22 protein-coding genes are annotated in these 25464 nt (G+C 63.3%); 15 read left to right on the top strand and 7 right to left on the bottom strand.

What is annotated here, in order from left to right:
- Positions 1 to 157 precede the first annotated feature (157 nt).
- The 5 genes from QPK31_RS11910 (at position 158) to QPK31_RS11890 (ending at position 3891) form a co-directional block, all read left to right on the top strand.
- Positions 158 to 436, top strand: coding sequence for a KGG domain-containing protein (locus QPK31_RS11910; RefSeq protein ID WP_290423148.1), 279 nt, complete (start codon positions 158 to 160; stop codon positions 434 to 436).
- Between the two features lie 241 nt (positions 437 to 677).
- The gene (locus QPK31_RS11905; protein WP_290423147.1) at positions 678 to 1040 is read left to right on the top strand and encodes a hypothetical protein; all 363 of its coding nucleotides are present in this window, start codon (positions 678 to 680) and stop codon (positions 1038 to 1040) included.
- Positions 1041 to 1134: 94 nt separating this feature from the next.
- Complete coding sequence (locus QPK31_RS11900) at positions 1135 to 2256, top strand: M14-type cytosolic carboxypeptidase (RefSeq protein ID WP_290423146.1); 1122 nt, start codon at positions 1135 to 1137, stop codon at positions 2254 to 2256.
- 4 nt (positions 2257 to 2260) lie between these two features.
- Complete coding sequence (locus tag QPK31_RS11895) at positions 2261 to 2737, top strand: CYTH domain-containing protein (RefSeq protein WP_290423145.1); 477 nt, start codon at positions 2261 to 2263, stop codon at positions 2735 to 2737.
- Positions 2734 to 3891 carry a serine hydrolase gene (locus QPK31_RS11890; protein WP_290423144.1) on the top strand — a complete coding sequence of 386 codons (1158 nt, stop codon included), beginning with the start codon at positions 2734 to 2736 and terminating at the stop codon, positions 3889 to 3891. The genes QPK31_RS11895 and QPK31_RS11890 overlap by 4 nt, the downstream gene beginning before the upstream one ends.
- An 81-nt stretch (positions 3892 to 3972) precedes the next feature.
- On the opposite strand, the gene QPK31_RS11885 is transcribed toward QPK31_RS11890, so the two are convergent.
- The gene (locus QPK31_RS11885) at positions 3973 to 5232 is read right to left on the bottom strand and encodes a DUF2863 family protein (protein WP_290423143.1); all 1260 of its coding nucleotides are present in this window, start codon (positions 5230 to 5232) and stop codon (positions 3973 to 3975) included.
- A gap of 341 nt (positions 5233 to 5573) precedes the next feature.
- Here QPK31_RS11885 and QPK31_RS11880 point away from each other — a divergent pair, with 341 nt between their 5' ends.
- The gene (locus tag QPK31_RS11880) at positions 5574 to 7895 is read left to right on the top strand and encodes a TonB-dependent siderophore receptor (protein WP_290423142.1); all 2322 of its coding nucleotides are present in this window, start codon (positions 5574 to 5576) and stop codon (positions 7893 to 7895) included.
- Between the two features lie 77 nt (positions 7896 to 7972).
- Positions 7973 to 8653 carry a Fe2+-dependent dioxygenase gene (locus QPK31_RS11875; RefSeq protein ID WP_290423141.1) on the top strand — a complete coding sequence of 227 codons (681 nt, stop codon included), beginning with the start codon at positions 7973 to 7975 and terminating at the stop codon, positions 8651 to 8653.
- 429 nt (positions 8654 to 9082) lie between these two features.
- Here QPK31_RS11875 and QPK31_RS11870 read toward each other — a convergent pair whose 3' ends face one another.
- Positions 9083 to 11509 carry a TonB-dependent siderophore receptor gene (locus QPK31_RS11870; RefSeq protein ID WP_290423140.1) on the bottom strand — a complete coding sequence of 809 codons (2427 nt, stop codon included), beginning with the start codon at positions 11507 to 11509 and terminating at the stop codon, positions 9083 to 9085.
- Positions 11510 to 11691: 182 nt separating this feature from the next.
- On the opposite strand from QPK31_RS11870, the gene QPK31_RS11865 reads away from it, so the two are divergent.
- Positions 11692 to 12168 (top strand): GNAT family N-acetyltransferase, encoded by a 477-nt coding sequence (locus QPK31_RS11865; RefSeq protein ID WP_290423139.1) that lies wholly within the window; start codon positions 11692 to 11694, stop codon positions 12166 to 12168.
- Positions 12169 to 12263: 95 nt separating this feature from the next.
- Positions 12264 to 13295 carry an alpha/beta fold hydrolase gene (locus QPK31_RS11860; RefSeq protein ID WP_290423138.1) on the top strand — a complete coding sequence of 344 codons (1032 nt, stop codon included), beginning with the start codon at positions 12264 to 12266 and terminating at the stop codon, positions 13293 to 13295.
- A gap of 60 nt (positions 13296 to 13355) precedes the next feature.
- Here the strand turns inward: QPK31_RS11860 and pepA are convergent, their stop codons facing one another.
- From pepA to QPK31_RS11835, 5 genes are all read right to left on the bottom strand, one after another.
- On the bottom strand, positions 13356 to 14303 hold the full coding sequence (pepA, locus tag QPK31_RS11855; RefSeq protein ID WP_290423137.1) for a flocculation-associated PEP-CTERM protein PepA: 948 nt from the start codon (positions 14301 to 14303) through the stop codon (positions 13356 to 13358).
- A gap of 214 nt (positions 14304 to 14517) precedes the next feature.
- Positions 14518 to 17226, bottom strand: coding sequence for an aconitate hydratase AcnA (gene acnA / locus QPK31_RS11850; protein ID WP_290423136.1), 2709 nt, complete (start codon positions 17224 to 17226; stop codon positions 14518 to 14520).
- 99 nt (positions 17227 to 17325) lie between these two features.
- A complete protein-coding gene (locus QPK31_RS11845) occupies positions 17326 to 17868 on the bottom strand; it encodes a hypothetical protein (protein ID WP_290423135.1) in 543 nt (180 codons plus the stop codon).
- Positions 17868 to 18857, bottom strand: coding sequence for a CoA ester lyase (locus QPK31_RS11840; RefSeq protein WP_290423134.1), 990 nt, complete (start codon positions 18855 to 18857; stop codon positions 17868 to 17870). The genes QPK31_RS11845 and QPK31_RS11840 overlap by 1 nt, the downstream gene beginning before the upstream one ends.
- A 131-nt stretch (positions 18858 to 18988) precedes the next feature.
- Positions 18989 to 19978, bottom strand: a complete 990-nt coding sequence (locus tag QPK31_RS11835) for a malate dehydrogenase (protein WP_290423133.1) — start codon at positions 19976 to 19978, stop codon at positions 18989 to 18991.
- Positions 19979 to 20271: 293 nt separating this feature from the next.
- Here QPK31_RS11835 and QPK31_RS11830 point away from each other — a divergent pair, with 293 nt between their 5' ends.
- The 6 genes from QPK31_RS11830 (at position 20272) to QPK31_RS11805 (ending at position 25437) form a co-directional block, all read left to right on the top strand.
- Complete coding sequence (locus tag QPK31_RS11830; RefSeq protein WP_290423132.1) at positions 20272 to 21039, top strand: GntR family transcriptional regulator; 768 nt, start codon at positions 20272 to 20274, stop codon at positions 21037 to 21039.
- A 399-nt stretch (positions 21040 to 21438) separates the two neighbouring features.
- Entirely contained in the window at positions 21439 to 21861 is a 423-nt protein-coding gene (gene sdhC / locus QPK31_RS11825) for a succinate dehydrogenase, cytochrome b556 subunit (protein ID WP_290423131.1), read from the top strand.
- A gap of 2 nt (positions 21862 to 21863) precedes the next feature.
- Positions 21864 to 22232, top strand: coding sequence for a succinate dehydrogenase, hydrophobic membrane anchor protein (gene sdhD, locus QPK31_RS11820; protein WP_290423130.1), 369 nt, complete (start codon positions 21864 to 21866; stop codon positions 22230 to 22232).
- A gap of 2 nt (positions 22233 to 22234) precedes the next feature.
- On the top strand, positions 22235 to 24013 hold the full coding sequence (sdhA, locus tag QPK31_RS11815) for a succinate dehydrogenase flavoprotein subunit (protein ID WP_290423129.1): 1779 nt from the start codon (positions 22235 to 22237) through the stop codon (positions 24011 to 24013).
- 62 nt (positions 24014 to 24075) lie between these two features.
- Positions 24076 to 24786 carry a succinate dehydrogenase iron-sulfur subunit gene (locus QPK31_RS11810; RefSeq protein WP_290423128.1) on the top strand — a complete coding sequence of 237 codons (711 nt, stop codon included), beginning with the start codon at positions 24076 to 24078 and terminating at the stop codon, positions 24784 to 24786.
- A 360-nt stretch (positions 24787 to 25146) separates the two neighbouring features.
- Positions 25147 to 25437 (top strand): succinate dehydrogenase assembly factor 2, encoded by a 291-nt coding sequence (locus QPK31_RS11805; protein WP_290423127.1) that lies wholly within the window; start codon positions 25147 to 25149, stop codon positions 25435 to 25437.
- The last annotated feature ends 27 nt before the right edge of the window (positions 25438 to 25464 follow it).

Here is a 25464-nt window from a genome sequence, read left to right as displayed (position 1 = left end):
GTCCTACAAAGTCATCTGAAAACGTCCTATACCCTCATCCAATTGCCCTGCCTAAGATGATTTCAACCGCACGCTCATCGGCGCAATGCAGCTGGGTGCGGGCGGTAGCCTGCCGCAGGACGCGGCGGTTTTACAAGTGAACAGGGAGAACACGATCATGGCTTCGAGCAACCAAGGTAACAAGCAGGGCGGCAACCAGTCCAACAGCCAGAGCAGCGGCACCCGCAATCGCGGTTTCGCTTCGATGGACCCGGCACGCCAGCGTGAAATCGCCAGCCAGGGCGGCAAGGCAGCGCACCAGAAAGGCACCGCGCACGAATTCACTTCGGAAGAAGCACGCCGTGCAGGCAGCATGAGCCACGGTAACCGCCAATCGGCCAGCGCCGGTTCGGCCAGCGGTTCGCGTACCTCGTCGAAGAGCCGCAGCGCGAAATAAGCGGGCGGGCCGACGATGACGCGACGCGTCCCAGCCGCCGATCGGGGCGGTTGGCAAACACATGGGTGACGACGACGGGGGGCTGCATGCTCCCCGTTTTCTTTTCCGCGTCAGTTGCTGAATGCACACAATTTGGCGGTGGGATCAGGTAGAATCGCTGCGCCTTTTTCAAGCAAATCAACCCAACCTGAGGAACTTCGTCGTGAAAGAAGCGGTCATTCGTCAAGTCAAGAGCATGTCCATGTCCTGCGATCGCGTGGGCAATTCGCTGCTCGCGAAATTTTCCGCGCACGGCGCCAGCGACGTCTGCCTGCATATCCCCGCGAACATCGTGTTCTGGCTGAACAAGCATTTGCCGGTGAACCAGGACCCGACCCTGCAAGCCCCGCCGGCGCCACCGGAAATCACCCAGTTCGACTGGCAGAACCCGAACAACCCGCGCGCGATCAGCCTGAACTGCCGCGAACTGCCGGGCAAGCTGCGCATGCAGTTCAACCTCGACCGCAAGCCCGACCTGGTGCTGGTGCTCGACCGCAGCAACGTCGAACTGCTGCGCCAGATCCTGATCATGTATAGCCGCGAGCTGATCGACCTCGACGCGTAAGCCCGGCTTCCTGCCGCTCAGCAGCAGAAGGGCATGGCGGTTCCGAATCCAGTATCATGGTGGACTTTGTGAACGGGCCAAAAAGGGATCAGCCATGCCTATCAAAATCAGCCAGCTTTTCGACTCCGGCGCCATCGAGGTGGTGTCGGCCGAGAACGCGAAACAGATCGATTTGAACCTGCGCCGCGACAACAACGCGGACATCCACCAGTGGTTCCACTTCCGCCTGCAAGGTGCGCGCGGCCAGGCCTGCGCGATCCGTTTCCTGAATGCCGGGCAGGCAACCTACCCGAAGGGCTTCGAGGATTACCAGGTGGCGGCCAGCTACGACACCGAGAACTGGTTCCGCGTGCCGACCAGCTTCGACGGCCAGGTCATGACCGTCAACCACACCCCTGAACTCGACAGCGTCTACTACGCCTACTTCGAGCCCTATACCTGGGAACGCCATCTGCGCCTGCTGGGCGAGGTCGCCGAGAACCCGATCGCGCGCGTGCTCGACATCGGCACCACGGTCGACGGCCGCGACATGAACCTGGTCGTGATCGGCAACCCGAACGCCGAGAAAAAGATCTGGGTCATCGCGCGCCAGCACCCGGGCGAAACCATGGCCGAGTGGTACGTGGAGGGCATGATGGATGCGCTGCTCGACGACGCCAACCCGGTCGCGCGCAAGCTGCTGCAGCGCGCCGTGTTCTACATCGTGCCGAACATGAACCCCGACGGCTCGGTGCGCGGCAACCTGCGCACGAACGCCGCCGGCGCCAACCTGAACCGCGAGTGGATGACCCCGACGCCGGAACGCAGCCCGGAAGTGCTGTGCGTGAAGAACAAGATCCACGAGATCGGTGTCGACATGTTCTTCGACATCCATGGCGACGAAGCACTGCCGTACAACTTCGTGGCCGGCAACGAGATGCTGTCCGACTTCGGACCGGAGCGCCAGGCGCGCCAGGATGCTTTCGTGCAGCGCTACATGGCGGCCAGCCCGGACTTCCAGAACGTGTATGGCTACGCCGCCAGCAAGTACAACGAAGAACTGCTGACCCTGGCCTCGAAGTACATCGGCCACACCTTCAAGTGCCTGTCGCTGACCCTGGAAATGCCGTTCAAGGACAACGCCGACCTGCCGAACCCGCACACCGGCTGGAACGGCGCGCGCAGCGCGGCGCTGGGCGCGGCGATCCTGCAACCGATCCTGCAGACGCTGGATTAAGCCGATGGGCGTCGAGATCGAACGCAAGTTCCTGGTCGAAGGCGAGGCCTGGCGCACGCTGGGGGAGTCGACCCTGCTGCGCCAGGGCTACCTGAGCCTTGAGCCCACCCGCACGGTGCGCGTGCGCATCGATGGCGAGCGCGCTTTCCTGACCATCAAGGGCAAGAGCGTGGGCGCCAGCCGCGGCGAGTGGGAATACCCGATTCCCGTGCTTGATGCGGCCGAACTGCTCGACACCCTGTGCCAGCAACCGCTGGTCGAGAAAGTGCGCCACCGCATCGCCAGCGGGCCGCATACCTGGGAAGTCGACGAATTCCTCGGCGCGAATGCCGGCCTGGTGGTGGCCGAGATCGAGCTGGCATCCGAAGACGAAGCCTTCGAGCAGCCCGACTGGATCGGCCGCGAAGTCACCGGCGACGCGCGCTATTTCAATTCCCGACTGATTTCCCATCCTTATTCGGAATGGAAAGACCCGGCATGACCCTGCTTACCCGGCGCACAGCGCTCGCCCTTGGACTTGCGTTGTTGCTGCCGGCGGTTGCCGGAGCGGCCGACAAGCCTGCTAATCTGTCAGTTTATTTCCCGCCAGCCGGCGAGTGGGCGCACAAGACGCCTGCCGAACTCGGCATGGATCCGGCCGCACTTGCCGCGGCCGTCCAGTACGCGCAGTCGCACGAAACCGAACGCGCACTCGACTTTTCCGACCAGGACAAGACCTTCGGTACGCGCCTGGGCTCGATGCCGACGCGCCGTGCCCACACGAATGGCGTGGTGATCTACAAGGGCTATGTGGTGGCCGAGTTCGGCGACACGCAGTTTGTCGACCCGACCTATTCGGTGGCGAAGAGCATGCTGTCGACGGTGGCCGGCGTCGCCGTGCGCGACGGCCGCATCGGTCCGCTCGACGAGCCGGTGGGCAAGCGCGTGAACGACGGCGGCTATGCTTCGGCGCGCAATGCCCAGGTGACGTGGAAGCAGCACCTGCAACAGGAAACCGAATGGGAAGGCAGCCTGTGGGGCAAGAACGCCGACTTCGTCGGCAAGGAAGCCTTTGGCGCGGGCGAGCGCAAGCCGCGCGCCTTGGCGGCGCCGGGCACGCACTACGAATACAACGACGTGCGCATCAACCGCTTCGCCCTGTCGCTGCTGCGCGTGTTCGATCAATCGGTGCCCGACGTGTTCCAGGAACAAATCATGGACCCGATCGGCGCCTCGAACACCTGGAAATGGGTGCCTTACACCAACAGCTACGTCGAGCTGCACGGCAAGCTGACGCCATCGGTCAGCGGCGGCACGCGCTGGGGCGGCGGCATGTGGATCAACTCCTGGGACATGGCGCGCTTCGGCTACCTGTGGCTGCGCGGCGGCCAGTGGAACGGCCGCGCCGTGCTGCCGGCGGCCTACGTGAAGGAAGCCCTGGCGCCGAGCGCCAACGGCCCCGACTACGGCTACCTGTGGTGGCTGAACACGGAGGGCAAGAACCTGCCGGGCCTGCCGGCAAATACCTATGCGGCACTCGGCGCGGGCAGCAACACGATCGTCGTCTCGCCGGACCACGACCTGGTGGTGGTCTGGCGCTGGCATGCGGGAAATCCCGCCGAGTTTGCCAAGCGTGTGATCGCCGCGATCCGCTAAGCACAAGCCCCGCGCAGAAAAAACATCGCCCGCTACCGCCTCGAAGGCAGTAGCGGGCGAAGTCGTTCTTGCGGCGAGGATTTAGTGGAAGTGCTCGCTGCCCGCCGGTGCATCGTCCGGCATCTCGGCATGCACCAGCTCGCCCGACGGATCGGCGAACAGCGGCGCACCGCAGTCGTCGCAATACTCGACCACGTACTGCTCGTTGATGCGCTTGATGTGGGTGACGCCGGCCTCGTTCAGGTAGGCGATGATCTCGTTGACCGGGGTCAGCGGAGCGGGCAGGGCGCCGCCGAAGGCGCCGCCTTCCATCGGCGTGCCTTCTTCGTCTTCCTGGCCATACAGCGGCCAGACGATGCCGTACACCACTTCCAGGCTCTGGCGCAGGGTGAAGCCGACGCGGTATTCGTCGACCTGGCCATCGGCCGCTTCCTCGCCGAAGCCGGCAATCACGGCGCGCAGGTCGGACGGCTCGACGTCGAGGGTGTTGGTCAGATAGTGGACGGCGGCGCGGATCGATACCGGACGGATCAGTTTATCCGCTTCGCGGCAGGCCACGTAATACGCTTCCGGCAGCAGCAGCTCGACGCCGCAGCCAGGCAGCAGGCGCGCGACGTTGGCCGTGGCCTGGTCGCGCCAGGCCGTCAGGGCGTTGTTGCGCTCGGTGGCGAAGTTCAGCTGGTGCTGGGGTTCCTGCCAGCGGAACAGCGGCGCGCCGGCCGGGGCGACGATCGCCACCAGCAGGTAGCGCGTGTCGGCCAGGAAGGGCGCGGTGTCGGGCGCACGCACGGCCGGCTTGACGCTGCCGCCCTTGTGCGCGGCGGCGGCCAGCTTGTGGGTCAACCCATAGGTTTCGGCATGGGTGCGCGGCAACTGGTCGATCGCGTACAGCGTCGGCGCCATGGCCACGCGCGTGCCCTCGGCCAGCAGGTGGGCCGAGAAGTGCGCCTGCAGGGTGTTCAGCAGTTCCGGCGGGATCGTGCCCGAGCCGATGGAAAAGCGGGTCCAGGCCAGGATCGGGGCGGCCACGAGCAGGGCCTGCCAGGTGACCTCGGCGCCATCCTGCTGTTCGACCATCGTCGACGATTCGCTGACCGCCTCGACGCCATCCATCAACACGTCGTAGGCGGCGAGTTCTTCCTTGAACAAGGCGTTGAGTGCGGCGTCGATGCTGTCCTGGTGATTGGTCTTGAGCAGTTTTTGCAGTTGCGTATCCAGTTGCTTTTCCCATGCCCGTTCTTCGACGCGGCTGGCGGACTGCACGATGGCCTGGGCAATGCTGGAGAGACGCTGGCTTTCTGCGGAGAGTTTGTGGGATGAATCTTTGGAAGGACGACGCATGGCGCTAGGGAGTCTCTTTGTGAATGGCTAAAGTTCGGGGCGAGGATCGAAAGTCCAAGGGGTCATGATAAACCCATATCTCCGGTATTGTAGTTGATTCGGCCACATGCCATGAACACAAGGGTTCGGCGCCGCCAAGCGTGGCGTGCCGGCGCTCTATCTCAACAGTTGTGGCGAAAAGCGCACGCTGCTGTGCTGTAGCTACCGTAGAAATACGGGGTGGGCGTGCTCTCGCCTTGCCAAACATGACAATAAAAATCATAATGCGAATCGTTCTCATTATATTTACGTATGATTCGTCTCTCGCAGCGACATACCGATAACAAAAACGATCCGACAACATGAACAAGCACGCAGCGCCAGCAAGCCAGACCACCACCTCTTTCATTCGCAGCCGCAAGCACCTTCGCAACGCACCTCTCGTCACCGGTTCGGCCCTGGCCGTGCTGGCCACGCTGGGCGTGCCCTCCGCCCAGGCCGACACCGGCCATAAAGACATCGACCCGTCTGTCCCGGTGGTCGAAGTCACCGGCGCCAACCGCCGCGACGTCCAGGCCCCGGTGGTCTCGAGCTCGGACAAGTTCACCGCGCCGCTGCTGGACACGCCGAAGTCGGTCACCGTCATCGGCCAGGAAGTGATCGCGCAAACGGCCGCCGTGACGCTGGCCGATGCCCTGCGCACCGTGCCTGGCATCACCATCGGCGCGGGCGAGGGCGGCAACCCGGTCGGCGACAACGTCTTTATTCGCGGCTACAACGCCCAGACCGACACCTATGTCGACGGCATCCGCGACGCCGGTTCGCAATCGCGCGAGATCTTCAACCTGGAGCAGGTGGAGGTCGTGAAAGGCCCGAACTCGGCCTACGGCGGGCGCTCCTCGGCCGGTGGCGGCATCAACCTGGTCAGCAAGACTGCCCAGGCGGATAATTTCTCGAACGCCAGCGTGGGCGTGGGCAGCCACGACTACCGCCGCGTTACCGGCGACCTGAACCGCACGGTGAACAACGACATCGCCTTCCGCCTGAACGTGATGGCCCACGAAAACAACGTGGCCGGCCGCGACGTGGTCGGCGGCGACCGCTGGGGCATCGCGCCGACGGTCACCTTCGGCCTGACCGGTCCTACCAAGGCCATCCTCAGCTATTACCACCTGAAGACCAGCGAAATCCCGGACACCGGCATCCCGTTCAACAACCCGTTCGCCAGCGGCGCGAACGTGGCGCTGAACGGCAACGGCACCCCGATCGATGTCGACCGTTCGACTTTCTACGGCCTGGCGAACCGCGACTTCCGCGACACGAAAACCGACATCGGCACCGTCGACTTGCGCCACGACTTCGGCAATGGCCTGGTGCTGCGCAACGTCACGCGCTACGGCAAGACGAAGAACGACTACGTCTGGACCCAGCCCGACGACTCGAAGGGCAACGTCCTGCTGTACGGCACCGTCTGGCGCCGTACCAACACCCGCGTCACCGACACCGAGACCGCGGCGAACGCCACCAGCCTGTCGGGCAAGCTGACCACGGCCGGCATCAAGCACAGCTACAACGTCGGCGTCGAATTCAACCGCGAAACGACCGAGCGCGGCAGCTATGTGTTCACGCCGGGCACCAATAACCCGCTGACCAACAACACCGTCTGCGCAACCTCGGGCGCGGCCACCGGCTACAACTGCGCGCCGCTGACCAACCCGAATCCCTACGACCCGTGGGTGAGCACGCGCACGCTGTCGCCGGCCGTCACCGAGATCGCAACCCGCACCCGCGCCGTCTACGGCTTCGACACCATCGAGTTCAATCCGCAGTGGATGCTGAACCTGGGTGCGCGCTGGGATGACTTCTCGAGCGAACTGAACGTGAGCAACGCGCCGGCCTCGCGTGCCCGCGTCGAGAGCAGCTTCGATACCTACCAGGCCGGCCTGGTGTTCAAGCCGTCCGCCAACGGCAGCGTCTACCTGTCCTGGGCCACCTCGGCCACGCCGCCGGGCAACGACGGCGGCGACGGCCTGGATGGCCTGACGGTGGCGATCCAGAACCTGGCGCCGCAGACCAGCAAGAACATCGAGCTCGGCACCAAGTGGGAAGTGCTGAACAACCGCCTGTCGGTGAACGCGGCCATCTTCCAGAGCAAGATGAACAATGCCCGCGTCACCTCGCCGGACGGCACCAGCCAGAACGTCGGCAAGCGCGAGATCCGCGGCTTCGAGACCGGCTTCTCGGGCAAGCTGACCAATGCATGGCAAGTGTTTGGCGGCTACACCTACCTGGATGCCACGGTCGAGGACAATGGCTTCGTGAACACCGGCACCACCGCCGCTCCGGTGTGGACGCCGTCGCCGTACAACGGCAACGCCTTCCCGACCACGCCGAAGCACGCGGCCTCGCTGTGGACCTCCTACGCCTTCGGCAAGAACATCACGGCCGGCGTCGGCATGAACTACGTCGACCGGGTGTATGCCAACGTCAACAACACGAAGTACGCGCCGAGCTACACCCGCTTCGACGCCATGGCCAGCTATGTGCTGAACAAGAACGTGGCCTTCCAGCTGAACGTACAGAACCTGGGCGACAAGGTCTACTTCGACCGCGTGTCCTCGCCGCATTACGCAGGCGTGGGCGCCGGCCGTTCGGCAACGCTGACGGCCAACCTGAAGTTCTAAGGTCCAGGCATGTTTTACTAGGCCCTTCTCGCCCCTGGCGGGGAGGGCTTTTTGTTTGCAACGAAAGGAATGCGAGCATGATGGTGCATATCCCCGGCGTCCTGAGCCGGGAGCAGGTGGCGCAGATGCGCAAGCGCCTGATTGAAACCGACTGGGTCGACGGCCGCGCCAGCGTCGGGGCGCAGGGCGCGCAGGTAAAACGCAACCGCCAGCTGGCCGAGGGCTCGCCGCTGGCGCTGGAACTGGGCGGCATGGTCAGTGCGGCGCTGATGGCCAACCCGCTGTTCTTCTCGTCGGTGCTGCCGCTGCGCATCCTGGCGCCTTATTTCAACAGCTATGGCGGCGGTGAACATTACGGACTGCACGTGGATGGGGCCATTCGCGCCCAGCGGCCGGGCATGCCGGCGCTACGGGCCGATGTGTCGACCACGGTGTTCCTGAGCGATCCGGACGAGTACGATGGCGGCGAGCTGGTGGTGGTGGATGCCTACGGTACGCACGAGGTGAAATTGCCTGCCGGGGATGCGATCGTGTATCCGTCGGGGAGCGTGCACCAGGTGCTGCCGGTGACGCGCGGCGAGCGGGTCGCTTCCTTCCTCTGGACCCAGAGCATGGTGCGCGACGACGGCAAGCGCGCAATGCTGTTCGAGCTCGACACCCACATCCAGGCGCTGCGCGGCGCGCATGGCGAGTCGGAAGCCACGGTCGGGCTGACCGGGCATTATCACAACCTGCTGAGGATGTGGGCCGAAGTCTGATGCTGCGGCGATGTGCCGGCAAAGAGCGGTTTGGCAGGAAGTGGTTGGGCAGCGGCTGCGGACTGCCGGCAGCGTAGCGCGCCTTGCGGGCGTTGCTGGCGCCGGGACAATTGTTTAGGCTATGACAGCTATGGAAGCTATGGCGGCTATGCCGGCTATGGCAGCTACGGCACGAGGCCGCTTGCGAGCTTGAGCAATTGTTTTGGTTAAATCACTAGGCAGGAGAGGGCGGGGAGGCTTTGCCAGCCCCTCTGAAATCCTGTCTCGTTTGGCCTGTGCATCGTGTCGCATCCTGTCTCGTTTTGTCCCGAAAAATAACGAGACAAGAAAAGACAGGATGCGACAGCTTTTCCACCCCAAACGAGGCAGGTTTTCAGAGGCCCTCTTTTGCCTTTCCCGGACCCTCTCCGGCCTGGCTAGGCCCTTAACTCAGAACGAATAATCCACCCGGGCATACATCGAGCGTCCATTGATGCCGAAGGGGCAGGTTTCCCAGCAGTGGGTAAAGCCCATCGACGGGAAGGGATTGGTGGCCGAGCCCTGCCAGCGTGTCGGGTAGGTGTCGAACAGGTTGTTGATGCCGGCCGACACGCTCAGCGCCTTGCTGAAGGAATAGCGCGAGGTCAGGTCGACGATCCACTTCGCGTTCCAGGTCTGCACGTCCGGCGTGAAGCCCTGGCCCTGCACCTTGCCGAAGTAGTTGGCGCGGGCGGTCACGTTCCACGGGCCCGTCGTGTAGTCGGCCGCCAGCACGTGGTGCTGGCGCGGCTGTCCGCGTTCGATCAGGGTCACCTGGGCATCGTCGAACAGCTGCTCGCCCGTCAGGACCGGCGATTGCGAATGGCGGTCCTTCACCTTGGTCTTGTTGAAGCCCAGCTGGCCGGACAGCACCAGCGTCGACCCTGCGCCGCGCGTGGTGTGCTGGGCTGTCAGGTCGAAGCCGTCGGTGCTGGTGTCGATGGCGTTGGTAAAGAACTGGGCCTGGCCCACGCGCAGCGGCACCAGCAGCGCGCCGATCGGGCAGCGCACCGGATCGACGCACTGGCCGTCCTCGGCCTGGAGGACGCTCGAGAACACGATGCGGTCGTCGATGTCGGTGCGGTACAGGTCCGCCGTGACCGAGAAGTTCTTGCTCGGGCGCAGGATCAGGCCGACGCTGGCATTCTTCGATTTTTCTTCCTTGAGCGGCGAAATGCCGAAGGCCTGGGTCACGGCGCTGCCCTCGCGCGCGGTGAGCGTTTCGGTCAGGGTACCGTCCTGGTTCAGGTTGGTCGAGACCGAGCTGTAGAACTTCTGCTGCACGCCGGGCGCGCGGAAGCCGGTGGAAAGGCTGCCGCGCACGCCGACTGTCGGCGACGGGTCCCAGCGCGCGCTCAGCTTGCCCGTTGTGGTCGAGCCGAAGTCGGAGTAGCGCTCGTGGCGCAGCGCCGCGCCCACGTTCACCCTGTCGCCGAACTTGCGTTCCAGGTCCAGGTAGAGGGCGATGTTGTGGCGCGCATCGTCAACCACGTTCGATGGCGTGTAGCCTGGGAAGCCCTGGATGCCGCTCGCCGCGACGCCGCCGAAGCGGTTGAGGATCAGCTTGGCCGGATTGTTGGTGCGCCCGTACTGGTAGGACACCGGGTCGCCGGCTACGATCTCGTAGCCGTCGCGGCGCCATTCGAAGCCGGTGGCCACGTACAGCGGCGCGCCGCCCACCTGCACCGGTCCCTTGAAGTCGAGATTGAAGGTGGTCTGGTTGAACTTCAGGGCGCCGGTGTCCGCCTCGGTGGGCGACTCGCGCAGGTTGTCTTCGTAGTAGTAGCTGACGTTGATCGAATTGCGCTCGTGGAAGGCAAGTTCGCTGCGGCCATGGTTCACGCTGGCGTCCATGCTCCACTCGCTGCCCAGCTCGTGGCGGTAGCCGAACGCCAGCGAGGCATCCTTGACCGTGGTAACGATGTTCGGCAGGAAGCCGTTCGGATAGATCTCGGGTACCGTGCGCCCATCCTCGGCCGGGCGGAAGAAGCCGCCGGAGTCGCCCTTGCGTTTCGAGGCGCCGCCGAAGAGATAGAATTCGCCGAGGTTCGCGCTCAGCGGCAGCGCCGCGTTCACCCACAGGTAGGCATCCTTGGCATTGCTGTCGCCGATACGCTGGGTCACGCGCGGTGGATCGACGCGCGCGGTGTCGAGGCCGGCGCGGTTCGTTTCGTCGCGCTTGCGCCCCTCCACCGACAAATTCAGGTAGCCGCCGTCGCTGCCCAGGGCAAAGCCCTTGTGGATGCTGGCCGAATAAGTGTCGCCGTCGCCTTCGCTTGTCGTACCGATGTTGGCGCTGAACTGGCCGAGGTCGGCGCCTTTCTTCAGGATGATGTTGATGACGCCGGCAATCGCGTCCGAGCCGTACTGGGCGGCGGCGCCGTCGCGCAGCACCTCGATGCTCTGGATCGCGGACAGGGGAATCGCGTTGATGTCGGTGCCGGCCGAGCCGCGGCCGATGGTCTGCTGCACGTTCACCAGCGCCTGCTGGTGGCGGCGCTTGCCGTTGATCAGGACCAGCAGCTGGTCGGGGCCGAGGCCGCGCAGGGTGGCGGGGCGGATGATGTCGGTGCCGTCGCTGATGAAGGTGGTAGTGAAGTTGAACGACGGGTCGAGGTCCTGCAGCACCTTGCCGAGTTCCTGCATGCCGGTCGACTGCATGTCCTTGAGGTTCACCAGGCCCACCGGTACCGAGGTGTCGAGCGCGGTCTTGGCCTGGGTGCGCGAGCCGAGCACGATCACCTGTTGCAGCGGTTCGGTTTCCTGCGCTTGCGCCGGTGCGAAAGCAGCGGCGATCGCGCAAGCCAGCAGCGCGCGTTGTAGCGTTTGTTTCTTCATTATTCTCGTCCCCTGAATGTTTGTTACGCCATCGAGTGCATCCGTATGTCATTTGTACTGACAACCCATCATAACTAAACGTTATCTCTTAGCAAGCTTTAGTTATGCTGCATTGAAAATGTGGTCCGGGTGACACACTCGGCAATGTTGCTTGACAGGCATGGGCGTGCGAGGCTAGGCAGATGAGCTTCGAAACCGCCAACCGGGCCTTTTTCGAGGCGACCATCAACGCCCGGCCTGCCTGCTATTACGCGCCGGGCGGCGTGGAAGACGCGCTGGCGCTGGCGCTCGAGGACGCACGAGCCGACCGCGGCTACCAGTTCCTGTTGAAGAACGGACAGGGCGCCATCCTCGGACGCGTCAACCTCGGCCAGGTGCGGCGCGCGCATTTTCAATCTGCGGTGCTGGGCTACCGGATCGCCGAAGCCGAATGCGGCAAAGGGTATGCGGGCGAAGCGGTGCGGCAGGTGCTGGGAATCGCGTTCGGCGAGCTGGGCCTGGCCAGGGTCGAGGCCGATTGCCGGGTGGAGAAAGCGGCGTCGGCGCGCGTGCTGCTACGTAACGGCTTCACGCAGTTCGGTCATTCCCGGCGCAGTTTCGAACTGCATGGCGCATGGCATGACCGGCTGCATTTCGAATGCCATGCGTTGGCGCGCTAGGCACCTGGACCGAACATGCATGCAGGCATTTTATTTGTTGCTGTCATGTAAAGGTATCGGTAGGATGGCTGTTCCCGTTCCTGCCGGAGTTGCCGATGCCGCGCCTCGTGAAGCTGCTGTCTGTCCTGTTCCTGTCGCTCCCCATCCTCGCCGGCGCCGCCTGCGAAGACCCAGCCAAACCGATCGACGAGCAGGGCTTCGTCGCCATCAACGGCATCGAGCAATGGGTCACGATCAAGGGCCAGCGCTGCGGCAATCCGGTGGTGCTGATGGTGCACGGTGGCCCCGGCAACCCGCTCACGCCCACCGCCCACAATGTCTTCGCTACCTGGGAAAAGGACGTCACCCTGGTGCATTGGGACCAGCGCGGCGCGGGCATGACGTATGGCCGCAATCGCCCCGGCGAAGACGAAGCCCTGACGATGGAGATCCTGGCCGCCGACGGCCTGGCAGTGGCCGACTACGCCGCGCGTCATCTCGGCAAGCGCAAGCTGCTGCTCTGGGGCAGCTCCTGGGGCTCGATGCTGGGCATCCAGATGGCGCACGCGAAGCCGGCGCTGTTCGACGCCTACATCGGCGCCGTGCAGGTGATTTCGTACAAGGACAACGAGACAGCGATGTACGATAAGCTGCTAGGGCTGGCGCGCGCCGCCGGCGACAAGGACGCCATCGACAAGCTCGAAGCGCTCGGTGCGCCGCCCTGGACGAATCCGCGCGCCTTTGGCATCGCCCGCCGCATCGACCGCAAGTACGAGGCGCTGGTGACCGATCCGGCGCCCGCCACGTGGTGGAAGCCTGCGCCCTTGTACACAACGCCGAAATACGAAGCCGATTACGAAGCCGGCGAGGATTATTCCTTCCTGCAGTTCGTTGGCCTAAAGGGCGACGGCATGTTCTCGCGCTTCGACTTGTACCGGATGGACACGCGTTTCGAACTGCCGGTGTATTTCGTCATGGGCGGGGAAGACCTCCTGTCCGCGCCCGAGGTGGCGCAGCGCTACTTCGACCGCATCGAGGCGCCGCACAAGCGCTTCGTGGTGGTGCCGCGTGCCGGCCACGATCCGAACGAGCCGATGATCGCCGCCCAGCTGCAAGTCTTGCGCGAAGCGGCGGCGCTGGCGCGCTGATGCGGCCCACGTCAAGGAGCTGGCAAGCCCGCTCCTTGTTCACGTGCGCCGCATCACCATTCAGGTTTTGCCGTTGCGTTTGCGTGCCGCCATGCCGGCGCCCAGCATCGCGATGCCGAACAGGGCCAGCGAACCCGGCTCCGGCACTTCGCTGTCGACTTCGTTCAGCTTGAACTGGCCGTTGCCGCTGATGAAGAAATACTGGCGCGGCGCGTTCGCGTAGTCGGTCCCATCGCAGCCAGGCCCCGTGAAGCCGGCGAATTCGCAGGCCACTTCGTCAACCAGCCTGTCGCTCGGGTCGCCGATGGCATTCGCATTGGTAAAGGCAAAAGCGAGGATGGATTCCTCCGACAAGTCGTCCCCGTTCCCACGGAAGAAGTAGCCTGGGGCGAGACCGCCTGTCGAGGCCTGCGCGAACACGCTGACCTGGCCATTCGTGGTTGGGGCGCCCGTTGAATCGACCAGGCCGCCGCCGCCGGCCAGCACGTCGAAGGTGGCAATCAGGTTGCCGAGATTGGCGCCATAAATGCCTTCTGTACCGCTGTACTGGTTATTGGTGGGATTCTGGTACATCCGGATGGTGCCGCCTGAGAAGGTGAATGAACCGTTGGTGTCACCTGTGCCAAAGGTGCCCGTGCCGGAGCCTTCGAAGACTGCGGAGATATTCCCCCCTGCGTAGGTCATCGGGAAAAGCATCCCGTTCGAGTCTGCCTGCGTCAAATTGAACACGGCATGTTCGGTGAACGAGAAACTGTTCGTACCTGTCGGGTTCAGCGTGATGAAGGCATTACCGTTCACATCCAGGTATTCGTTGATCTCCTGCCCGCTTTCGAATCCGCCTCCATTCGGATTGAAAACCCAGTCGTTCAAGACAGTTTGCCCCTGCGCCGACCCCATCGACACCGCGATTGCGGTAGCCAGGGCCAGTTTCTTCAGAAGTTTCATGATCGCATCCTCGTCAATGGTTGAGCGGTGCCGCCACCGCACAGAGGTACAAGCAAACTGCATACCCGCGTATCGACGTCCTTTCAAATCAATGGCTTGTCTTTACGTTCGCCACACTCGAGGTAGAAAGTGTAAAAAATCCTGATCTCTACAGTAATGAAAATTGCTGGCGAGATAGAGTGAGTTTGCCCATCAGCACGCGTCAGGACGAAAAAAAGGGCCGGCCCCTTGCGGGAACCGGCCCTTTCCATGCAAGCCCGCTTGCGCGGGCCCGCGATTACGCAGCCAGCAGCTGGCGCAGCACGAACGGCAGGATGCCGCCATGCTTGTAGTAGTCGACTTCGATCGGGGTGTCGATACGCAGCAGCACTTGCACTTCCTGGGTTTCGCCGTTTTCGCGGTGGATCACCAGGGTTGCCTGTTGCTGTGGCTTGATCTCGCCTTCCAGGCCCTTCAGGTCGTAGGTTTCCTTGCCGGTGATGCCCAGGGTCTCGACGCTGTCGTTGCCGATGAACTGCAGCGGCAGCACGCCCATGCCGACCAGGTTCGAGCGGTGGATACGCTCGAACGAGCGGACGATGACGGCCTTCACGCCCAGCAGCTGGGTGCCCTTGGCTGCCCAGTCGCGCGACGAGCCGGTGCCGTACTCTTCGCCGCCGAACACCATGGTCGGGATGCCTTCGGCCACGTACTTCATGGCCGCGTCGTAGATCGACATCTGTTCGCCGGTCGGCTGGTGGATGGTGATGCCGCCTTCGACGGCGGAACCGTCGGCCTTGGCCGGGATCATCTTGTTCTTGATACGCACGTTGGCAAAGGTGCCGCGCATCATGATCTCGTGGTTGCCGCGGCGCGAGCCGTAGGAGTTGAAGTCGGCCTTCAGCACGCCGTGGTCCTTCAGCCATTTACCGGCAGGACCGTCTTCCTTGATCGAACCGGCCGGGGAGATGTGGTCGGTGGTGATCGAGTCGCCGAACACGCCCAGCGCACGGGCGCCGGTGATGCCGGTTGCGGCCGCCTTCGGGGTCATCTCGAAGTCGCTGAAGAACGGCGGTTCGGCAATGTAGGTCGATTCAGGCCAGTTGTACACTTGGCCTTCGGTCGACGACACGCGTTCCCACAGTGCGCCAGGGTTGCCCTTAACGTCTGCATAGTTCTTCTTGAACACTTCCGAGTTCATCGCGAAGCGCATCAGCTCGCCCACTTCCTGCGAGCTCGGCCAGATGTCGCCCAGGTAGACGTCGACACCGTTGGTGTCTTTGCCGACCGGTTCGGTCATCAGGTCGCGCGTCATGTTGCCGGCGATCGCGTAGGCGACGACCAGCGGCGGCGAGGCCAGGAAGTTCGAACGGATGTTCGGGTGGATACGTGCTTCGAAGTTACGGTTGCCCGACAGGACGGCCGAGGCGACGATGTCGTTCTGGACGATCGCGGCGTTCAGTTCCGGGGTCAGGTCGCCGGCATTGCCGATGCAGGTGGTGCAGCCGTAGGCGGTCACGCCGAAGCCCAGCTTTTCCAGGTAAGGCAGCAGGCCGGCGGCGGTCAGGTACTCGGTGACGACGCGCGATCCAGGAGCCAGCGAGGACTTGATGTGCGGCGCCACGGTCAGGCCGCGCTCGACGGCTTTCTTGGCCAGCAGGCCGGCAGCCAGCAGCACGCTCGGGTTCGAGGTGTTGGTGCACGAGGTTATGGCGGCGATCAGGACGTCGCCGTTCTTCACGCGCACGCCGTTGGTGGTCTCGTAGACTTTCGACAGGTCGTCGGCCGACTTGTTGAAGCCGTTCTCGGTGGTCGGCTTGCTGAACAGTTCGGTGAAGGTGTTCTTCACGTGGCCCAGCTCGATACGATCCTGCGGACGCTTCGGACCGGCCAGCGACGGGGTCACGGTCGACAAATCGAGGGTCACCACGCGGGTGTACTCGATCTCGCCTTCCTGCGGGATGCCGAACATGCCCTGGGCCTTGTAGTAGTTCTCGAAGGCAGCCAGTTCTTCTTCGGTACGGCCGGTGCCGCGGAAGTAGTCGACAGTCGCTTCGTCGACCGGGAAGAAGCCCATGGTCGCGCCGTATTCAGGCGCCATGTTGCCGATGGTGGCGCGGTCGGTGGTCGACAGCGAACGGGTGCCTTCGCCGAAGAACTCGACGAACTTGCCGACGACTTTCTCTTTGCGCAGCAGTTCGGTGATGGTCAGCACCAGGTCGGTTGCGGTGCAGCCTTCGCGCAGCTTGCCCTTGAGGTTGACGCCGATGACGTCCGGGGTCAGGAAGTACACAGGCTGGCCCAGCATGCCGGCTTCGGCTTCGATGCCGCCCACGCCCCAGCCGACGACGCCGACGCCGTTGATCATGGTGGTGTGCGAGTCGGTGCCGACCAGGGTGTCAGGGTAGAAGGTGTCGCCGTTCTTCATGACGCCGCGCGCCAGGTATTCCAGGTTGACCTGGTGGACGATGCCGAAGCCCGGCGGCACGACGCCGAAGGTGTCGAATGCCTGCATGCCCCACTTCATGAACTGGTAGCGCTCGTTGTTGCGCTGGAATTCCAGTTTCATGTTCAGGTCCAGCGCGCCCGGCTCGCGGAAGTGGTCGATGGTGACCGAGTGGTCGACCACCAGGTCGACCGGCACCAGCGGCTCGATCTTCTTCGGATCGGCGCCGGTCTTGGCGGCGACGTTGCGCATCGCGGCCAGGTCGGCCAGCAGCGGCACGCCGGTAAAGTCCTGCAGCACGACGCGGGCCACGACGAAAGGAATCTCGTCGGTACGCTCGGCGGTCGCGCCCCAGTTCGCCAGCTGGCGAACGTGCTCTTCGGTGACCTTCTTGCCGTCGCAGTTACGCAGCACGGATTCGAGGACGATACGGATCGACACCGGCAGGCGCGACAGGTTCACGCCCAGGCTTTCGCCCAGTGCCGGCAGCGAATAGAACTGGCCGGACTGGCCGCCCGCGAGCGGGAAGTCCTTCAGCGTGTTCAGGGTGTTGCGAGACATAAGCTCTCCTTCAGTAGGGGTCTCTTGTTATTGCTACTAAACTAACAGTCGGCGTGCGCAAGGCAATTGGCCGGCGCGCAGGCCGGCCTTCACTTTGCATCAGCCTTTCTTTTCTTCCAGGCCGGCGGTAACCAGCGGCTTGGACTGCTCCGCGTTCTTGCATTCGTTGGCCAGCTGGCGGTTCAGCTTCGAATCGAGCAGGATGCCCTTCGCAGGAATGCCGATCCAGATCAGGCCATAGTTCTTGTTCTCGAAGCGCAGCGCGCCGGTGGTCGTGCCCACGCGCTCGAGGCGGTGCAGGCGCTTCTTCCAGCGCAGCGCGATGTGCGCATCGTCTTTCTCGTTCGTGTAGATCGTGATCGCGTTGCCCAGTTCGCAGGCGTAGTCGGTGACCTTGGTGTCGGTGATGTCCGGTTCCGGCTCGTCAATGGTGGCGGCGACCGCGGCGCCGGCGCCGGCTGCGGCAGCAACGGCGGCCGCTTTTTTACCTTTGGACGATTTCTTGGTTTGCGCCTTTTTTACAACATCGGCGGCCTTCGGATGGTTCTTTTCAGGCGCTGCCGAGGCGGGCGCGGCGCACAGGCCGAGGGCCGCGAGCGCAAACGTGCCGGCGGCGAGGAGGGTTTTGACTGGGGTGGCCATTAGTGGATTTCCGTTTGGTTGACGATTGCCGCCGCGGATTCAGGCAGCGCCAGGCCGGCCAGCTTCGCGCGCTGCAAAACGGTCCAATAATATCGGTAGCTGGCGCGGTCGTGCAAGCGCCCATGCTGAGCGATCGGCCCCCAATTTACCGCCATCGCTTCCTGCAGGATGTTGGTGGCTTCGTTCACTTCCGACAACCTTGGCGTGAACGCCTTGATGATCGGCTTGATCTGGTCCGGGTGGATGCTCCACATGCGCGTGAAGCCGAATTCAGCCCCAGCGCGTTGTGCATCGTTGGCCACAACCGCGCTGTCCTTGATTTCGGTCGTCACATTATGCGAGGCGACCTTGCCGTGCGCATGACATGCCGCAACCATTTCCAGCTTGGCGCGGACAACCAAAGGATGCGAAAACTGTCCCGGGGTGCGCATCGCGCTCGCCGGAATCGCGCCGTAGTGGCTCGATACGAAGTCCATGATCCCGAACGACAGGCACTCGACCTGGGGCAGGGCGGCGATCTCGTACGCTTCGCGCAGGGCGCCGTGGGTCTCGACCAGCACGTGCACCGGCAAGGCCGCGCGGCCGGCGGGAATTGCCACGCGGTTGATGATTTCCAGCGCGCGGCGCACGTCGGCCACGCCGTTCGGTTTCGGCAGCACCACATAGGCCAGGTTGTTGGCGGCGGCGCCGACGATGGTCGCCACGTCGCTCTCGAAGAAGGGGCTGTCGATGTCGTGCAGGCGCGCGCCGATGCGCTTGTGGCGGTTGTCGTCGCTATTGATGAGCTCAGCGACCAGCTGGGCGTGCGCGGCTTCGTTGCCGGCGGCGGCGCCGTCCTCGCAGTCGAAGGTGATGTCGAAGACGGGACCAAGCTCTTGTTGCAAGGCCATCGACTTGCGCATCAGTTTCTCCGAGCCGCAATAGTGATCGCAGGCGGGAAGAAGGAGCGGCTGCCGTTTGCCCTGGAATAAAACCTCGGAAGGATGCATGTGTGTTTCGTGTATCTCGTGTGATGCGGATGCTGACGTGGAAAACGACGAAGCCGCCGGCCCCTTGACAGGGGTGCGGCGGCTGCGGCGCACGGTCGGCTTGGCCGGTTCCATGGCGCCGCTGTGTGGGCTTAGGCCAGCAGGTGGGCCACGCCTTCGCGTTCTTCGGTCAGTTCCTTCAGGGTCAGATCGATGCGCTCTTGCGAGAAGGCGTCGATGTCCAGGCCTTGCACGATCTGGTATTCGCCGTTTTCGATGGTGACCGGGAAGCCGAACATGGTGTCCTTCGGAATGCCGTACGAACCGTCCGACGGGATGCCCATGGTGGTCCACTTGCCGTTGGTGCCGACGTGCCAGTCGTGCATGTGGTCGATGGCGGCGTTGGCTGCCGAGGCTGCCGACGACAGGCCGCGTGCTTCGATGATGGCGGCGCCGCGCTTGCCGACGGTCGGCAGGAAGGTGTCGCGGTTCCAGGCGTCGTCGTTGATCATGTCCTTGACCGACTGGCCGTCGATGGTGGCGAAGCGGTAGTCGGCGTACATGGTTGGCGAGTGGTTGCCCCAGACGGCCAGCTTCTCGATCGACGCGACCGGCTTGCCGGTTTTCGCAGCGACTTGCGACAGGGCGCGGTTGTGGTCCAGGCGCAGCATGGCGGTGAAGTTCTTGGCCGGCAGCGAAGGAGCCGACTTCATGGCGATGTAGGCGTTGGTGTTGGCTGGGTTGCCGACCACCAGGACTTTCACGTTACGCGAAGCGACGGCGTCCAGCGCCTTGCCCTGCACGGTGAAGATCTGGGCATTCGCTTCCAGCAGGTCCTTGCGTTCCATGCCAGGGCCGCGTGGACGTGCGCCGACCAGCAGGGCGTAGTCGACGTCCTTGAAGGCGGTCATCGGATCCGAGTGGGCGGTCATGCCGGCCAGCAGCGGGAATGCGCAGTCGTCGATTTCCATCATGACGCCCTTGAGCGCCTTCTGTGCCTTTTCGTTGTCGATTTCCAGCAGTTGCAGGATGACCGGCTGGTCCTTGCCCAGCATGTCGCCGTTGGCGATGCGGAACAGCAGGGAATAGCCGATCTGGCCGGCCGCGCCGGTAACGGCAACGCGCAGTGGGGTTTTAGCCATGATGAATCTCCAAAAGTGGGAATGAAAACGGTCGACGCCGAGAATACGCCTGTTTGGGAAAACTGCAATGATACCAAAATAGGCAAGTATTCACGTGGATGCCTGCAGTCGAGCGGGGCCTGTTTGCGCCGTCGGCAACAGGCCGGCCGCGGGGCGGCAAGCTTCCAATCGACCGCGAGTGTATTCCTCGCCACTTCCACCTGTCAATTGATATCATATGTCTTATATAAGACACATGTCCTTGCCATGTGTACACTGGACGAGGAAGGGCTTTCGTGGTGAAATAGCGGTCTATGAATCCCCTTTCGTCCAACCCGAACAGCGACGGCACAGTCGGCAACGGTTCGCCGTCGTTCCGGCCGCTGTACCAGCAGATCAAGGCGCTGATCACCCAGAGCCTGCAGGCGGGCGAGTGGAAGCCGGGCGAATTGATGCCGAGCGAGGTCGAACTGGCCGCGCGCTTCAAGGTCAGCCAGGGCACGGTGCGCAAGGCCATCGACGAGCTGGCGGCCGAGAACCTGGTCGTGCGCCGCCAGGGGAAGGGGACGTTTGTCGCCACCCATCACGAAGAACGCGCCCACTTCCGTTTCCTGAAACTGATGCCCGACGAGGGCGTTCCCCACCATCCCGACAACCGCGTCATCGAGGTCAAGCGCATCCGCGCGCCGGCCGAGGTCGCCCGTTTGCTCGAGCTGAAGGCGGGCGACGCGGTCGTCTACATCAAGCGTGTGCAATCGTTCGACGGCGCGCCGACGATCCTGGAAGAGCTATGGCTGCCGGGGCAGTTGTTCAAGGGCCTGACGGCGGAGCGGCTGGTGGAATACAAGGGGCCGATGTATGGCCTGTTCGAATCGGAATTCGGCACGCGCATGATCCGCGCGACCGAGAAGATCCGTGCGGTCGGCGCGGATAGCGCGGCCGCGGAATATTTAGGGGTGAGCGAAGGCACGCCGCTGCTGTGCGCGGAGCGGGTGTCGTTCACCTATGGGGACAAGGCGGTGGAGTTGCGTCGTGGCTTGTATTCGACAGCAAACCATCACTACCAGAACGAATTGTCGTAACGGTTGAAGAATGTTGGCTGTGACCGTACGGTGGGCACTCCGTGCCCACGCGAATGTTCGCACCGTGGCTGCTCTCTTCGACGCGGATCGCATGACCATCGGTCAACGTTCGCACAAGCGTTTCGTTGGCGCGACGTTCCGCGTGGGCACGGAGTGCCCACCGTACGGGAGGCGCCGCGACCGATCGGCACGATGGTTTTTGAAGGAATTTGCCAGGCCCAAACCGGGCCCGGCAGCAATCGCGTCATGCGATTAAAATATGTTGGTTTTTAGAATGCGCCGAACAAAACCCTGTTCCCCGCGCGACTGACCGATATTCCGGAAACGGATATTGGTGCGGATCAAAAAATCGGCGAAAATTAAGGGTTAATCACATTTTGTCAGTCAAGGAGGTGTTGTATGTCCGAAGCCATAACAAAGCAGCAAAAGAGGGGACAGCCGATTCGTAATGTCAACATTACCGACATTACGATGAACTATCGCCAGCCGCCGTCGGCGATTGTATCGATCCTGCACCGTATCAGCGGGTTCGGCATGTTCCTGATGCTGCCTTTCCTGCTCTACCTGCTGCAGGAAAGCCTGCGCTCGGAGATTTCCTTCGCCCATTTCGCCGGCATCGTCGACAACCTGTTCGTCAAGGTCATCCTGCTCGGCCTGTCGTGGGCCTACCTGCACCACTTCACCGCCGGCGTCCGCCACCTGTTCATGGATAACCACCTGGCCCTGGACAAGGATGCAGCACAGAAAACCGCACGCTGGGTGCTGGTGATCAGCCTGGCCCTGACCGTCGTCGTCGGCCTGAAACTGTTTGGAGTCTTCTAATCATGGCAAGCAAGAATAATATCGGCCAGCGCCGCCTCGTCGTCGGCGCCCACTACGGCGTGCGCGACTGGCTGGCCCAGCGCATCACCGCCATCCTGATGGTGGTCTACACCGTCATCCTGCTCGGCACCTTCCTGACCGCACAGAATTTCACCTACGAAGGCTGGGCGGCACTGTTCTCGCGCCAGTGGTTCAAGCTGTTCTCGGCCGTGACCTTCTTCGGCCTGTTCTACCACGCCTGGGTCGGCCTGCGTGACATCTGGATGGACTACGTCAAGAACGCCGGCATCAAGCTGTTCCTGCAATGTGCCACCGTGCTCGCACTGCTGGCCTATGCCGTGTGGACTGTGCAAATTCTCTGGAGTGTTTAATCGTGGCAGCAATTACTAGTGCAATTCCAACCCGCCAATTCGACGTCGTCATCGTCGGCGCCGGCGGCTCCGGCCTGCGCGCCGCACTGCAACTGACCGAAGCCGGCCTGAACGTCGCCGTGCTGTCGAAGGTCTTCCCGACCCGTTCGCACACCGTGGCGGCCCAGGGCGGCATCGGCGCCTCGCTCGGCAACATGAGCGAAGACGACTGGTACTGGCACATGTTCGACACCGTCAAGGGTTCGGACTACCTGGGCGACCAGGACGCCATCGAATTCATGTGCCGCGAAGCACCGAAGGTCGTCTACGAGCTCGAACACTTCGGCATGCCGTTCGACCGTAACCCCGACGGGACCATCTACCAGCGTCCGTTCGGCGGCCACACCGCCAACTTCGGCGAAAAGCCGGTGCAGCGCGCCTGCGCCGCAGCCGACCGTACCGGCCACGCCCTGCTGCACACCCTGTACCAGCGCAACGTCCGCTCGCGCACCCACTTCTTCGTCGAATGGCAAGCCCTCGACTTGGTGCGCAACAGCGACGGCGACGTGCTCGGCGTGGTGGCCCTGGAAATGGAAACCGGCGACGTCATGATGCTGCAAGCGAAGACCACCATCTTCGCCACCGGCGGCGCCGGCCGTATCTTCGCCGCCTCGACCAATGCCTTCATCAACACCGGCGACGGCCTGGGCATGGCGGCACGTGCCGGCCTGCCGCTGCAGGACATGGAGTTCTGGCAGTTCCACCCGACCGGCGTGGCCGGCGCGGGCGTGCTGATCACCGAAGGCGTGCGCGGCGAGGGCGGTATCCTGATCAACTCGAACGGCGAACGCTTCATGGAGCGCTATGCGCCGACCCTGAAGGACCTGGCGCCGCGCGACTTCGTCTCGCGTTCGATGGACCAGGAAATCAAGGAAGGCCGCGGCGTCGGCCCGAACAAGGACCACGTGCTGCTGGACCTGCGCCACATCGGCGCCGACACCATCAAGAAGCGCCTGCCGTCGATCCTGGAAATCGGCCACAAGTTCGCCAACGTCGACGCGACCAAGGAACCGATTCCTGTCGTCCCGACCATCCACTACCAGATGGGCGGCATCCCGACCAACATCCATGGCCAGGTGGTTGCCCCTGACGGCACCGGCGGCCAGAAGATCGTCAACGGCCTGTACGCAATCGGCGAATGCGCCTGCGTGTCGGTGCACGGCGCCAACCGCCTGGGCACCAACTCGCTGCTCGACCTGGTGGTCTTCGGCCGCGCGGCCGGCAACCACATCGTCGGCCAGAACCTGAAGGCGCAGGGCAACCGCGCGCTGCCGAAGGACTTCGCCGACTACGCCCTGGGCCGCCTGAATGCCCTGGAAACCTCGACCGGCGGCGAAAAGGTGCAGGACGTCGCCAACGCGATCCGCGCCACGATGCAGAAGCACTGCGGCGTGTTCCGTACCCAGGCCCTGATGGACGAAGGCGTCAAGGAAATCATGAAGCTGGACGAGCGCCGCAAGCACATCTCGTTCAAGGACAAGTCGAAGGTGTTCAACACTGCGCGTATCGAAGCGATCGAACTCGACAACCTGATCGAAGTGGCGAAAGCGACCGTCGTCTCGGCGGCAGCCCGCAAGGAATCGCGCGGCGCCCACGCCCACAGCGACTACGAGCAGCGCGACGACGAAAACTGGATGAAGCACACGCTGTTCTTCTCGGAAGGCAACCGCCTGGACTACAAGCCGGTCGTGACCAAGCCGCTGACGGTCGATACCTTCAAACCGAAGCCACGTACCTTCTAATCCACGAAACATCATTGATGAGGGTGCGGCACAGGCTGCGCCCCGACTGAATAGGCAAAAAAATGGCACGCACAGTCCAACTGAAGATCTACCGCTACGATCCGGACAAGGATACGAAGCCTTACATGCAAGACATCACCGTCGAACTGAAGGACACCGACAAGATGCTGCTCGACGCACTGCAGCGCATCAAGGCCGACGTCGACGACTCGCTGGCCCTGCGCCGCTCCTGCCGCGAAGGCGTGTGCGGTTCGGACGCGATGAACATCAACGGCAAGAACGGCCTGGCCTGCACCACCAACCTGAACGAGCTGACCCAGCCGATCGTGCTGCGTCCTCTGCCGGGCCTGCCGGTGGTGCGCGACCTGGTGGTCGACATGACCAACTTCTTCAAGCAGTACCACTCGATCAAGCCGTTCCTGATCAACGATTCGATCAAGCCGGAGAAAGAGCGCCTGCAATCGCCGGAAGAGCGCGAAGAGCTCGACGGCCTGTACGAGTGCATCCTGTGCGCCTGCTGCTCGACCTCCTGCCCGTCGTTCTGGTGGAACCCGGACAAGTTCGTCGGTCCGGCCGGCCTGCTGCAAGCCTACCGCTTCATCGCCGACTCGCGCGACGAAGCCACCAACGAGCGCCTGGACAACCTGGAAGACCCGTACCGCCTGTTCCGCTGCCACTCGATCATGAATTGCACGGACGTCTGCCCGAAGGGCCTGAATCCGAACAAGGCGATCGGCAAGATCAAGGAAATGCTGGTTCGCCGGGCGATTTAAGCTCGCTGTTTGCGGCCGGCGCTTTGATGCCGGCCGTGGAGTGGTGGGTACGAGTACCCACCCTACGGTTGTAGGGTGGACGGATTCTCCGTCCACCCGTTCAACAAACGGTTGAACACGTAGGGTGGGTTCTCGAACCCACCACACCCCGCATGCGCACTGATAACGCATGCAAAACCGGACACATCCGTCCGCGTAGGTAACAACCGGAACGAACAACTTACCGTCCGTCCCGTGTCGCAAAAATCGGATATCCTCCGCCTGATTGCGTCCAAAGTATTGCAATAAATACAGTAAAAGTACGGTACTGCCGAAGTCCGGCAGCCGGAGTATAGTGTTGACCCAACAACGGACTCTAGCGTGGAAACACAGCAAACAGCGCCGCAAGCCGCGCATCAATCCGACCCGACCAACCGTGCCCGCCTGCGCTGGCGTGCACGCCGTGGACTGCTCGAGAACGACCTGATCCTCACGCGCTTCCTGGATGCGCATGAGGAAACCTTGAGCGACGAGGAAGTCGACGCGCTGACCCGCCTGCTGGACCTGGCGGACAACCCGCTGATGGACCTGCTGCTGGGCCGCGCCGAGCCCGAGGGCGAAACCGACCTGCCGCACGTGCGCGCCCTGGTGGCGCGCCTGCGCCAAGCGTGAGCGAATTTCGTATTCGTTTTACATTTT

It is taken from the genome of Massilia sp. YIM B02769 (assembly GCF_030411995.1).
GTDB lineage: Bacteria > Pseudomonadota > Gammaproteobacteria > Burkholderiales > Burkholderiaceae_D > Telluria.
The sequence above is the reverse complement of the archived record's forward strand: the minus strand, read 5'-3'. Positions and strand labels throughout refer to the sequence as shown.